Annotated in this window: 11 protein-coding genes and 1 riboswitch; of the genes, 8 read left to right on the top strand and 3 right to left on the bottom strand. The window is 56.8% G+C overall.

Annotated features, from left to right (window positions below; all coding sequences use genetic code 11):
• The first annotated feature begins 139 nt into the window (after positions 1-139).
• The 6 genes from KFE13_RS01430 (at position 140) to KFE13_RS01405 (ending at position 6,948) form a co-directional block, all read left to right on the top strand.
• A complete protein-coding gene (locus KFE13_RS01430) occupies positions 140-1,114 on the top strand; it encodes a glycosyltransferase family 2 protein (RefSeq protein WP_260705344.1) in 975 nt (324 codons plus the stop codon).
• 147 nt (positions 1,115-1,261) lie between these two features.
• Positions 1,262-1,597 (top strand): YegP family protein, encoded by a 336-nt coding sequence (locus KFE13_RS01425; RefSeq protein ID WP_260705343.1) that lies wholly within the window; start codon positions 1,262-1,264, stop codon positions 1,595-1,597.
• A gap of 141 nt (positions 1,598-1,738) precedes the next feature.
• Positions 1,739-2,707 carry a quinone oxidoreductase family protein gene (locus KFE13_RS01420; RefSeq protein WP_260705342.1) on the top strand — a complete coding sequence of 323 codons (969 nt, stop codon included), beginning with the start codon at positions 1,739-1,741 and terminating at the stop codon, positions 2,705-2,707.
• Positions 2,708-2,722: 15 nt separating this feature from the next.
• Positions 2,723-3,076, top strand: a complete 354-nt coding sequence (locus KFE13_RS01415) for a hypothetical protein (protein ID WP_260705341.1) — start codon at positions 2,723-2,725, stop codon at positions 3,074-3,076.
• A gap of 96 nt (positions 3,077-3,172) precedes the next feature.
• Positions 3,173-3,401: riboswitch (cobalamin riboswitch) on the top strand.
• 38 nt (positions 3,402-3,439) lie between these two features.
• Positions 3,440-5,902 (top strand): TonB-dependent receptor, encoded by a 2,463-nt coding sequence (locus KFE13_RS01410; protein ID WP_260705340.1) that lies wholly within the window; start codon positions 3,440-3,442, stop codon positions 5,900-5,902.
• A gap of 92 nt (positions 5,903-5,994) precedes the next feature.
• Positions 5,995-6,948, top strand: a complete 954-nt coding sequence (locus KFE13_RS01405) for a vWA domain-containing protein (protein ID WP_260705339.1) — start codon at positions 5,995-5,997, stop codon at positions 6,946-6,948.
• On the opposite strand, the gene KFE13_RS01400 is transcribed toward KFE13_RS01405, so the two are convergent.
• From KFE13_RS01400 to KFE13_RS01390, 3 genes are all read right to left on the bottom strand, one after another.
• Positions 6,935-8,035 (bottom strand): Gfo/Idh/MocA family protein, encoded by a 1,101-nt coding sequence (locus tag KFE13_RS01400; RefSeq protein ID WP_260705338.1) that lies wholly within the window; start codon positions 8,033-8,035, stop codon positions 6,935-6,937. The genes KFE13_RS01405 and KFE13_RS01400 overlap by 14 nt on opposite strands.
• 161 nt (positions 8,036-8,196) lie before the next feature.
• Entirely contained in the window at positions 8,197-9,867 is a 1,671-nt protein-coding gene (groL, locus tag KFE13_RS01395; RefSeq protein WP_260705337.1) for a chaperonin GroEL, read from the bottom strand.
• Positions 9,868-10,098: 231 nt separating this feature from the next.
• On the bottom strand, positions 10,099-10,392 hold the full coding sequence (locus tag KFE13_RS01390; protein WP_162401561.1) for a co-chaperone GroES: 294 nt from the start codon (positions 10,390-10,392) through the stop codon (positions 10,099-10,101).
• A gap of 374 nt (positions 10,393-10,766) precedes the next feature.
• Between KFE13_RS01390 and KFE13_RS01385 the strand changes: the two genes are divergently transcribed.
• Both KFE13_RS01385 and KFE13_RS01380 read left to right on the top strand, forming a co-directional pair.
• Positions 10,767-11,327: an Ig-like domain-containing protein gene (locus KFE13_RS01385; RefSeq protein ID WP_260705336.1), complete on the top strand. Its 561-nt coding sequence runs from the start codon at positions 10,767-10,769 to the stop codon at positions 11,325-11,327.
• Between the two features lie 11 nt (positions 11,328-11,338).
• A complete protein-coding gene (locus tag KFE13_RS01380) occupies positions 11,339-12,073 on the top strand; it encodes an SDR family NAD(P)-dependent oxidoreductase (protein ID WP_260705335.1) in 735 nt (244 codons plus the stop codon).

Raw genomic sequence — 12,073 nt, 5'->3', positions numbered from 1 at the left:
GTATAGCACGAAGATGGAATGCAAATACGGCACTCGAGAACGATGATCGCTCCGGAAGAGTGAAAAGGTGAAGAGGGATGTCTATCGGGCGTTACTATCTCGTTACCAGTAAGCCTATTTCGGGAGTATCATCGGAGACGTGCCGAAATATTCCATCGTCGTCCCTTTCCATAACGAAGAAGATAACGTCACAACGCTTTATGACCGCCTGAAGGCGGTGATGGAGCATGTGGGGGAGAGCTTCGAACTGGTGTTTGTGGACGATGGCTCGCGCGACCGTACTTACCGGTTGCTGGAGGAGATCGCGGCGGTGGATTCGCGTGTGCTGGTGGTGAAGCTGCGCCGGAACTTCGGGCAGACGTCGGCGCTGGCGGCAGGGTTCGATCATGCGCAGGGGGAGTACATCCTGGCGATGGACGGCGACCTGCAACATTCTCCGGATGAGATACCGAACTTCCTGGCGAAGCTGGAAGAGGGGTATGACGTGGTGAGTGGGTGGCGTTCGCAGCGTGGTGACAACTTCATCATGCGCAGGATCCCATCGCGCGCAGCAAACTGGCTGATGGCGACGTTGAGCGGAGTGAACATCCACGACTTCGGAACGACATTCAAAGCGTACCGGCGCGAGGTGATTCATAACATTCCGCTATATGGCGAGATGCACCGGTTCATTCCGGCGCTGGCGTCATGGTACGGGGCGAGCATCTGCGAGATTCCGATCTCGAACCCGAAGCGCGAATTCGGCAAGAGCCACTACGGTATTTCGCGTACGTTCCGTGTCTTCTTTGACCTGCTGACGATTCGGTTTCTGCTGAAGTATATGACGCGTCCTCTGCACTTCTTCGGCACGATTGGCGCGTTGAGCGTGCTGGCTGGCGCTGGAATGTCAGCATGGTTGCTGATCCTGAAGCTGCTGACGGGCCAGCATGTGATGGACCTGCATGGGCCTCTGTTCGTGGTTGCGGGGGTATTTATCCTGGCGGGCGTGCAGATGATCGGTATCGGGCTGCTGGGAGAACTGCAGGTACGGCACTTCCATACGGCATCGCACAGGGCTCCGTATGCGGTGGACAGGATACTGCGGTTGCGCTCGGAAGAGAGCCTGCTGCAGTAGAGCTTAAACCTCGCCGCATTCTCATCTTTTACAAAAATCTCCATCACAGCTTTACCTTGTCTCAGGTAAAGTGTTGAGCATCTTTAGGCAACGGTGAGCGCACGTTGCGAGCCGAGCCGTTTTTCTATACGAACAGGAGATGTGTCGATGGCAGCTCATTACGAATTGAAAGATGCGGCAAACGGTCAGTTCATGTTCAACCTGAAGGCCGCGAATGGCGAGGTGATTCTGACGAGCGAGACGTATAAGTCGAAGGAGTCGGCGCTGAACGGGATCGAGTCGGTGAAGAAGAACTCGCCGGAGGATGCGCAGTATGAGAGAAAGACTGCGAAGTCAGACGCACCGTACTTCGTGCTGAAAGCGAAGAACCATGAGGTGATCGGAAAGAGCGAGATGTATTCGTCGGCGTCGGCGATGGAGAAGGGAATCGAGTCGGTAAAGAAGAATGGACCGACTGCGACGACGCACGATATCACGAAGTGAGAGATGGTTGAGTACAGCCAGCCTTCCATTGTGGCTGGCTGATCGCTCGATGTATTCGGGCTGTGTGGCAGGTCTCGAAACGATGCTTCAAAACACGATCTTCACGAGACGAATGTAGCAAGCGGTGCATCCAAAGGTTCTATGCAAGCGATACAGATACAGCAGGTAGGCGGCCCTGAGGTGATGGTGCTGCGCGATCTTCCGACTCCTACGCCCGGGCCGGGAGAGGCTTTGATTCGCCTGGAGGCTTCGGGCGTGAACTTTATTGATGTGTACCTGCGGGAGGGGCGATATTCTGCTCCGCTGCCGTACACGCTGGGGCAGGAGGGCGCAGGCACGATTGTCGCGCTGGGAGAAAAGACGGACGGTAGTGGGGTGAAGGTGTGCGACCGCGTGGCGTGGTGCAGCGTGCCGGGAACATACGCGCAGATGGCCGTGGCTCCTGTAGCGCAGCTGATCCGGATTCCTGATCACGTGACATCGCAGCAGGCCGCGGCTGCAATGCTGCAGGGGATGACGGCGCACTATCTGTCGCACTCGACGTATGCGATACGGAAGGGTGATGAGGTACTGATTCATGCCGGCGCGGGCGGCGTGGGACTTCTGTTGATTCAGATGGCGAAGTCGCTGGGTGCGCGTGTATTCACAACCGTTTCGAATGACGAGAAGGCTGAGCTGGCGAAAGAAGCTGGTGCGGACGAAGTCATTCTGTATACGCGTGAGGATTTTGCGGAGGCGGTAAAACGGCAGTCGACGGGACTACATGCCGTGTATGACTCGGTGGGGAAGACGACATTTGAGAAGTCTCTGCAGGTGCTGCGGCGGAGAGGCATGATGGTGTTGTATGGCGGATCGAGCGGCGCAGTGCCGCCATTTGATTTGATACGTCTATCTGCAATGGGATCGTTGTATGTGACACGTCCGAAGTTGCAGGACTACACGGCGACTCGGGAAGAGTTGGTGGCTCGTGCGGAGGCTGTGCTAGGAGATATTGCCAGCGGGAAGCTGAAGCTGCGGATCGAGCACGTGTATCAGCTGGCGGATGCGGCGAATGCGCATCGCGATCTTGAGGCGCGACGGACGACGGGTAAGATCCTGCTGATTCCGTGAAGGCTGTTGGGAGTGATGATGAAGGCGAATACGATAACGAATGTTCTTCTGGCGGCGATTACTCTTCTGCTGTTTGCGTTGGTGCTGGAACGCAGGCCGGAGCCGGTGATGGCGCAGACGCCGGATGTGGATTATTACGTTGAGCCAGGAACATTCATGGTGCGCGCTCCGGACGACAGCCAGAATATTCAGATCTATGCGAAGGTTATGGTCGATCTGCACAACGGAAGGATATGGGCATTTCCAACGTTGTCTCCGCTGCCGTATCCCTCAGACCTGATCAACAACAAGCCACAGACATCGCGTCCTTTTCTGCTGGGGAGGTTTGCGCTGGAAGACACGAAGAAGTATGTCGGCGATTTGAAGTAGCGCGTCCCTGCTTTGACTTCGGCGTGGGCGATGCCGCACACTTAAGGCACACGCAAAAGTCCTGCGACGAGTGAAGTTTTGCTGGTTGCCCCTGTCCACCTTGTTCCGCTACGGAATGTTCGGGAAGCGCGGTGAAAAGCCGCCACTGCCCCGCAACTGTGATCGCGCACACTCTGCGTGTTGATAGAGTGTGATGTCATCAGGCTCTTTGCCACTGACGTGTGAGTCGGGAAGGTAAGCAGCCGGTTGGTCGCTTTGGATGCGACCGCGATGGATGGCATGAAATCGCGAGAGTCAGGAGACCGGTTCCGATCTGCGCACAATCAGCCACATTCCCGAGGGGGGAATGGAGGAGTTTGTTTCATGCCTTCATGGTTTGGCCGTGCCTCGGCCTCGTTTGTCTTTTGTGCTCTCGTTGCTGCTGTATCTCTTCCGTTGTCCGCGTATGCCGTTGTTGTGCGCGGTACAGTGACCGATCCGCTTGGCGCTGCCGTTCCCGGCGCGAGTGTAAAGCTGATGCAGGGGAAGACGGTCGCTGGTTTCGCGACCGCTGGGCCGGATGGCTCGTATGAGATTCGCAGCACGGCTATGGGACGGTTTCTTCTGCTGACCTCTGCCCCTACATTTACGCCAGGTATCGGACAGGACTTCTACGGTGGTCGAACGGATGTGCTGACGAAGAACGTAACGCTCGAAGTGGGGTCGGTAAAGGCTGAGGTGACGGTGACCGCAACCGGACTTTCGACGCCGGTGCAGCAGGTGAGTTCTGCGATCAACCTAGTGCCGTTCAGCGCGCTGCAGGAGCGAGTCGGTGTGGTGGATGATCTGCGACAGTCTCCGGGAACTGCGGCGGTTCAGACGGGGCAGTATGGCGGTGCGGTTTCACTGTTCGTGCGTGGGGGAAACTCGGATGCGAACAAGGTCCTGATCGATGGAGTGACATCGGAAAACGTAGGCGGCGTTTTTGATTACGGTATTGTGTCGTCGACAGCGCTCGATGGATTTGAGATGTATCGCGGGCCAAACAGTGTGCTGTATGGGTCAGACGCAGGCGCGGGTGTGATGAGCTTTACGACGCCACGCGGAGGAATACCCCGACCTGTTTTGAACTACTCGGGCGATGCGGGCAACTTTCATACGTATCGCAACGAGGTGACTGTGGGGGGAACGCGCAACCGGCTGGATTATTATGGTGCGTTCTCGCGGTTCGATTCATCCAATGCGCTGCCGCTGGATCGCTTTCACGCGGCGACAAGTGCGGCAAATGTGGGTTATAACCTGACGGCGAATACATTGCTGCGCTTCACGATTCGCAATGGTGTCTCGGCAACGGGCGTGCCGGGTGCTCATGACTTTTATGGTGTGTCGGCCAATGCGAAACAAGGCGATCAAAATCTGTACTCAGGTGCTACGGTCGAGAATCGCCACAATCGCTGGCATAACCTGATGCGTTACGGTATTGCGCGCAAGCGGGAACAGTACGCGATATTTACAGCTCCAGGCACATTGCTGATGGTGCCTTCGTTCTACGGCCCTTATCCGGATTACTACGGCAATACGGTGACGATTCGTGGTGCGAATGGATACTCCGCGACAGGCCGCGCTTCGTTTCTTGCCGGCACAACGTTTCCTACAGGCTTCGATCAGTCTTCGTTACGTGATGAGCTCTATTATCAGAGCGACTATACGTTCACGCCGCATCTGATCGGGCTTTTTGGTTTTCGCTACGAAAATGAGCGTGGTTCATTCAACAATCCAGCGAACTTCCAGTTCGAGAAAATCAAGCGCACGAACTATCAATACACGCTTCAGTTCCAGGGCGATTTTAAGAGCCGCCTCTTCTACTCGTTTGGCGGGGCGATCGTGCGCAATAACCTATATGGCACGGCGGGTACGCCACGTTTTGGATTAGCGTGGGTGCCTGTGCGTCCGGGCAACGGATTTCTGCGTGGAACGAAGCTGCGCGCCAATGCGGCAACGGGTGTGCAGGAGCCTTCACTGTCATCCGAATTCAGCTCACTGTACAGGCAATTGTCAGATGTCGGCGACACGGCTTCGATAAAGGCTTACCATGTTCGTCCGATGCAGGCTTTGCGTTCGCGTACGTATGATCTGGGGATTGACCAGAACATCGTCGGCCAAAAACTGATTCTTAAGGCGGGCTACTTCCACAACCAGTTCAATCGTCAGATTGATTATGTCGATGCAGGCACATTGAAGAACGTTTTTGGGATTACGACGAACGTCGCGTACTTCTACGGTGCTGTATTGAATACGCTTGCCTTCCGTGCTCAAGGGTTTGAAGGCGAGCTACAGTATGCGCCAACCAATCACATCCTGCTGCGTGGTGGTTATACGTATCTTGCGTCGGTTGTGGAGCAGTCGTTCTCGACGGATGCAATCAACAATGGGCAAGCAGCGCAGAACCCGAATCTGCCCGGTGTTCCGATCGGATCGACGTCGCCGCTGGTCGGACAGCGTCCATTCCGTCGTCCTCCGCAAACAGGCTTTTTCTCCGCGTTGTATGAGCAGAAGAAGTTTTCCACTGCTTTGAAAGGCGCGTTCGCGAGCCGCTCGGACGACTCAACGTTCCTCTCCTATGCAGACACGAATGGCGACAATACGTTGCTGTTGCCGAACAGGAATCTTGATTTCGGTTATGCAAAGCTCGATGCCTATGGCACCTATACAGCAACACGGCATGTGACAGCGTTTGTTGAGCTGAATAATCTGCTTAGTCAGCAGCATATCGGGCCGATCGGCTTTCCGGCGCTGCCGTTTACGTTCAGGACTGGATTGAAGATTCGTGTGGGTGGCGATCAGTAACTGAAATAGACCGCATCAATATGCTCAGGATTGGCGTCTAAGTCTTCAGGCCTTGCGTTGGATTGAGCAAGCAGGCACGAATGAGGATGACGATGACCTATCGATGGCTGGCATTGGGTGTATTGGCGATTGCAGCGTTTGCATCGGCTCAGCAGGAAGGGCCGATGCAGACGCAGGCGCTTGTAACGCTGGACGCGAAGGCGCCGCAGCCACTCACTCTGAATAACTTAAGCGTCAAAGTGAATCGGCACGAAGCGAAGCTTTCAAGCGTTGCGCCTGTCACTGCTAAGGGAACGCAGGTTGCGCTGTTGATCGACGACGGACTGCGCAGTTCAGTGGGGCGGCAGATTTCCGACATCAAGAGCTTCATCACGTCGCTGCCCGCAGGAGCGGAGATCTTTGTCGGCTACATGCAGAATGGCCGTGTGGTTCCCGCGCAGGACTTCACGACGGATCATGCTGCAGCGGCGGCGAATATTCGTCTGCCTTTGAGTGGTGCTGGGATAAGCGCTAGTCCATACTTCTGCCTGTCGGATTTTGTGAAGAACTGGCCGGGTGGATCGAGCGCGGAAGGAACGATGCTGACGGCGAAGGCCAGGTTTGTGATCATGCTGACGAATGGTGTCGATCCTTATAACGGCAGCGTAAGCCCTTTGAATCAGACGAGCCCATACGTCGACGCTGCGATTGCCGACGCGCAGCGTGGGGGTGTTGCGGTGTATTCGATCTATTATGGCGATTCGGGATATCGTGGCCAGGCGGCGAGCTTCAGTGGACAAAATTATCTGCAAAACGTCGCGGATGCTACTGGCGGTCGAGCGTACTTTCAGGGGCTGGGGAGTCCGGTTTCGCTGTTGCCCTTCTTCAAGCAATTCACTAAATCTCTCTCGGAGAGCTACGTAGCGAGCTTTGACGCTCCGGGTACGAGCAAGCTGGTGGACCTGAAGTTCGAGACGACACTGAAGAGTACGAAGCTGCAGGCGGCACAGATGGTGCGGCCGGGCACACGTATCGCGGGGCCGGCGCAGGCATCTAGCCGAGAGTGATGCCCGCGGCTTTGTAGATGGACTGGATGTGCTGCATGTCCTTCAGGCCCTCTTCACCAGGGGTGTCCGGTGTGCGGTTGTCGCGAATGCAGTGGCTGAAATGGTCGATCTGACGGACGAACTGCTGCGGATCTGGTTCGTTGTTGGTCTCGTCGATGGTGGTAGGCGCGGAGCCGGATGCGGCACGATAGCTGGCTTGCAGACGGAGGTTTTGATAGCCGAAGGAGCCGACTTCGAGCCACCCCTTCGAGCCGAAGACTTTGTAGTAGCCGGGCATGGGCGCTCCGTAGGTGGTGACGCAACCGGCGAGGACGCCGGAAGGAAAGCGCATTGTCCAGGAGAGGTTCTCTTCGACACCATCGAAACGTCCGTCGTGGTCGGGCGTGGTGGCGACGGCGGTGAACTGGCCCGGCTCTTCGCCGGTAAGATAGCGCGTCGCGTTTAGCGAGTAGATGCCGACGTCCATCAGCGGACCTCCGCCGCCAAGCGCGTGCGTGGAGCGCCATTCGCCGCGTGCGATATTGAAGCCGTTGGCGCTCTGAATCGCTTCGACTGTGCCGAGGGCGCCATCGCGGATGAGCTTGATGGTCTTGAGCGTGATGGGCTCATAGTGGAGCCGGTAGGCGATCATCAGCTTGACGTTCGCCGTCTTGCAGGCTGCGATCATCTGCTCAGCTTCGGGCACGGAGATGCACATCGGCTTTTCGCAGAGGACATGCTTACCGGCTTTGGCGGAGCGAGCTGTGTACTCAGCATGCATGCTGTTGGGCAGGCAGACGATGACGGCATCGATGTCTTTGTTGTTGCGGATGCGATCCATGTCTTCGTAACTGTAGATGGAGCTCTTCGGCACGTTGTATTGTGCGGCGATGCGTTCGGCTTTATCGTGATGACCGCTTACCAGTGCCGTGACACGCGATGTCGAGCTTTGCGCGATGCCGCGCATGTGGTGGTCGGCGATGCGACCCAGGCCGATGATGCAGTAGCCCACTTTACGTTCCTGCGCCAGAAGGGGGATGCTCGACAGGCTGTTGGCGGCGAGTCCTATTGCGGCGAGTTTGGCGAAGTCTCTGCGTGACGTGGTCATGGTTTGTCTCACCCCGATTTGATTGAGCGCTGGATTCGACTACAAGAGAGCAGCGCCAACAGCATAGAACATTTCAGGAAAACAAATCTTTTACCAGCAAAGAGAAAGCCCCGGAGAGAAACTCTCCAGGGCTTTTCTGGGTCTTGCGCGTCTGCGAAGGACTAGTACATGCCGTCCATGCCGCCGCCGTGGTTGTGTCCACCGGCCGGAGCTTCCTTCTTCTCCGGAATCTCGGCGATGATGGCCTCGGTGGTCAGCAACAGACCGGAGATGGACGCCGCGTTCTGCAGAGCAGTGCGGGTCACCTTGGTCGGGTCGATGACACCCGCCTTTACCAGGTCCTCGTAGGTGCCGGTTCCGGCGTTGTAGCCGAAGTTCGCATCCTTCGAGTCGAGGATCTTGCCGATTACTACTGCACCCTCTTCGCCCGAGTTCGAAACGATCGTGCGCAGCGGCTCCTCGATAGCGCGGCGGATGATTGAAGCACCGATCTTCTCGTCGCCCTCAAGGGTCTTGATCAGCTCCTCGACCGCGGGAACTGTGCGGACCAGAGCCACACCGCCACCGGGGACGATACCCTCTTCGACAGCAGCGCGGGTCGCGTGCATTGCATCCTCAACGCGAGCCTTCTTTTCCTTCATCTCGGTTTCGGTAGCAGCACCGACCTTGATGACGGCAACGCCGCCAACCAGCTTGGCAAGGCGCTCCTGCAGCTTCTCGCGGTCGTAGTCCGAGGTGGTCTTCTCGATCTGAGCGCGAATCTCCTTCACGCGGCCTTCGATCTCAGCGCTCTTGCCGCCACCGTCGACGATGGTGGTGTTGTCCTTGTCGATGGTGACGCGCTTCGCGGTGCCGAGGTCCTCGATCTTGACGGACTCGAGCTTGATACCGAGGTCTTCGGTGATGGCCTTGCCGCCGGTCAGGATCGCGATATCCTGCAGCATCGCCTTGCGACGATCGCCAAAGCCAGGAGCCTTGACGGCAGCGACGTTCAGCGTGCCACGCAGCTTGTTGACGACCAGGGTCGCCAGAGCTTCGCCGTCCACATCCTCAGCAATGATGACGAGCGGCTTGGCGGTGCGGGCAATCTGCTCGAGCAGCGGGAGCAGGTCCTTCATCGACGAGATCTTCTTCTCGTAGATCAGGATGTAGGGATTCTCGAGAGCAGCTTCCATGCGCTCTGCGTCGGTGACGAAGTAGGGAGACAGGTAGCCACGGTCGAACTGCATGCCCTCGACGACGTCGAGCTGCGTTTCCATCGTGCGTGACTCTTCAACGGTGATGACACCGTCTTTGCCGACCTTATTCATCGCCGCAGCAATGATCGTGCCGATCTGTGCGTCGCTATTGGCCGAGATAGTGCCGACCTGAGCGATCATGTCGCCGGAGACAGGCTTCGAGAACTTGCTCAGAGCGCCGCCCTGGATTGCGCCGTGCTCGTCACGCTTGCCGATGATGGCGTCCACAGCCTTGTCGATACCACGCTTCAGAGCGGTGGGATTTGCACCGGCGGCAACCGTCTTCACACCCTCGCGGAAGATGGCCTGAGCCAGAACCGTTGCGGTCGTTGTGCCGTCGCCGGCGATGTCGCTGGTCTTGGAAGCAACTTCCTTCACCAGCTGTGCGCCCACGTTGGCGATCGGGTCAGCGAGCTCGATCTCCTTGGCAACGGTCACGCCGTCCTTGGTGATCGTGGGCGAACCGAACTTCTTCTCGATAACGACGTTGCGGCCCTTGGGACCGAGCGTCACCTTGACGGCGTCGGCCAGCGTGTTGACGCCACGCAGGATCGCCTGACGGGAATCTTCTCCATGCAGAATCTGCTTTGCCATTTTTTTCTTCTCCTCGCGCCGCGTTGGCGGCAGCGTTGAATTTTGACCTCAGGGGCGAAAGCCCCATCGGGGAATCTGCTCATTCACACGGTTGAAGCCGTGTGTCTAACCAAACTTTGGGTGCGATTGAGAGCTGCTTCCACAACTTTGAAGAGACTCAACCGCGTCTTGTAGCACTGCCTTCATCCCTTTCAGGAATGGCGCCGAAGGCGCGTCTGCTGCATGCAATGCTTACTTGAGGATGCCGAGGACTTCCTCTTCGCGCATGATCAGGAACTCTTCGCCGTCGAGCTTGATCTCGGTGCCGGAGTACTTGCCAAAGAGGATCTGGTCACCAGCCTTGACATCGAGCGGGAAGACCTTGCCTTCGTCGTTCGACTTGCCCTTGCCGACAGAGATCACTTCGCCCTGCTGTGGCTTCTCTTTGGCGGAGTCAGGGATGATGATGCCGCCACGAAGGGTTTCGCCCTCTTCTACGCGGCGGACCAGGATGCGATCGTGCAGCGGTGTAAATGTCTTCGCCATTGCTTTTACATCTCCTCAGTTACGAATTGCCGGGCAGCCTGGCTGTCCGGTTTTTGAAACGCACGGCAAACACTCGGCAGAAGACCGAGAAGTTACCGCAAACTTGGGTGGAATTGCCCTTGCTTCAAGCGTGTACCGAGCCCGGAGCACGCTGCTGAATGACTGTTAGCACTCTAGCCTTCCGATTGCTAACGATAGGGGAGTCCTGTGTCTGTTGTCAACCTTTGGATGTGAAATATGAGTGAAAGTCACGCAAGTTAGGGTTTTACCAAAGAGCTTCCTTGTAAGTTATTGAAATTTATGGCTATTTGTGCTGCCGTCCAAGCTCGTGCGATATCTGTCAGTTGTTCTTCAAGAGGCGTAGAATAAGCGGCATGATGCTGTTTCGCCGTAATTTTCTACTTCGTCTCGTCGTAGTTCTGGTCCCGGCTTTATTTGCCTCGTCGGCCCTGCTTGCTCAGGATTCGCCTGTAAAGCGTGGCCGCAAGTACAAGCCGCCACCGGAGACCTCGAAGATCACGGTGCAGGTGACGAAAAAGTTCAACGGCAAGCCGATTATGAACGCTGCGGTCATTTTCTATCCGTATGACAAAAATGACCGCGAGTACGGCAACATGGAGGTCAAGACCGACCCCGAAGGTAAGGCGACGGTGGATGTCATCCCGACAGGATCGAAGGTGCGGGTGCAGGTGATTGCGAACGGCTTTGCCACCTTTGCTCAGGACTATCAGGTGGAAGAGCCGACACGCGAGATTGCGATTGCGATGATTCGCCCGCAGGAACAGGTTTCGTCCTACTCCGATAATGAAGGGAAGGCTTCTTCCCGCAAAGCCGGGATACAGGAGCCCATTCGTCCAAAGGCTGCCGATATGAAGGCTCCGGCCACAACAACGACGACACCATCGAACACGCCACCGGCCCGGCCGCAGCAGTAAACCGACCAACTATGTCCTCTTCAAAACCGCTTGCGGGTAAAACCGCTCTGGTGACGGGTGCGGCCAAACGGATAGGTCGCACGATTGCTTTGAAGCTGGCGGAGCAAGGTGCAGAGGTTGCGATTACCTACCTGGGCTCGCAGCACGAGGCGGAGCAGACGGTTCGCGATATTGCTGCTCATGGTGTGTATTCGATGGCTGTGCGGTGCGATCTTCGCGATGCAGCCGCAATAGATGCAATGGTCGAAGAGGTTGTGGACGAGGTCGACCATATTGACCTGTTGGTGAATAACGCAGGTATGTTCGAGTCGATAGCGCTTGAAGAGATTACGCCAGAGCTTTGGGACCGGATGTTCGCCACAAATACGCGAGCGCCATTTCTGGTTGCTCGTGCGGCTTATCCATACCTGAAATCTTCCCACGGCAGGATTATCAATATCGGCTCGCTGGGTGGGCTGCATCCGTGGGCGACGCATGGGCATTACTGCACATCGAAGGCGGCACTGCATATGCTGTCGCAGACGATGGCCAAGGCCTGGGCTCCGGAGATCAGCGTGAATTGCGTTGCTCCAGGGATGATTGTCGAGGGTGAAGTTGAAGAGGCTTATGAACACTTTGCCCGTAAGACGCCAATGCAGAGGAACGGAACGGCAGCCGATGTCGCCTCAGCGGTGTTGTACTTCGCTACAGCTCCATCGTTTATTACAGGGCAGTTGTTGGCGGTCGATGGCGGGCTCGGACTGTAA

Origin of the sequence: Edaphobacter flagellatus, from assembly GCF_025264665.1 — a bacterium.
GTDB lineage: Bacteria > Acidobacteriota > Terriglobia > Terriglobales > Acidobacteriaceae > Edaphobacter > Edaphobacter flagellatus.
The sequence above is the reverse complement of the archived record's forward strand: the minus strand, read 5'-3'. Positions and strand labels throughout refer to the sequence as shown.

What these genes read in the sequence shown, in the direction of transcription:
- KFE13_RS01425 (WP_260705343.1), top strand. Translation starts at nt 1,262, where the DNA reads ATGGCAGCTCATTACGAATTGAAAGATGCGGCAAACGGTCAGTTCATG.
- KFE13_RS01420 (WP_260705342.1), top strand. Translation starts at nt 1,739, where the DNA reads ATGCAAGCGATACAGATACAGCAGGTAGGCGGCCCTGAGGTGATGGTG.
- KFE13_RS01415 (WP_260705341.1), top strand. Translation starts at nt 2,723, where the DNA reads ATGATGAAGGCGAATACGATAACGAATGTTCTTCTGGCGGCGATTACT.
- KFE13_RS01410 (WP_260705340.1), top strand. Translation starts at nt 3,440, where the DNA reads ATGCCTTCATGGTTTGGCCGTGCCTCGGCCTCGTTTGTCTTTTGTGCT.
- KFE13_RS01405 (WP_260705339.1), top strand. Translation starts at nt 5,995, where the DNA reads ATGACCTATCGATGGCTGGCATTGGGTGTATTGGCGATTGCAGCGTTT.
- KFE13_RS01400 (WP_260705338.1), bottom strand. Translation starts at nt 8,035, where the DNA reads ATGACCACGTCACGCAGAGACTTCGCCAAACTCGCCGCAATAGGACTC.
- groL (WP_260705337.1), bottom strand. Translation starts at nt 9,867, where the DNA reads ATGGCAAAGCAGATTCTGCATGGAGAAGATTCCCGTCAGGCGATCCTG.
- KFE13_RS01390 (WP_162401561.1), bottom strand. Translation starts at nt 10,392, where the DNA reads ATGGCGAAGACATTTACACCGCTGCACGATCGCATCCTGGTCCGCCGC.
- KFE13_RS01385 (WP_260705336.1), top strand. Translation starts at nt 10,767, where the DNA reads ATGATGCTGTTTCGCCGTAATTTTCTACTTCGTCTCGTCGTAGTTCTG.
- KFE13_RS01380 (WP_260705335.1), top strand. Translation starts at nt 11,339, where the DNA reads ATGTCCTCTTCAAAACCGCTTGCGGGTAAAACCGCTCTGGTGACGGGT.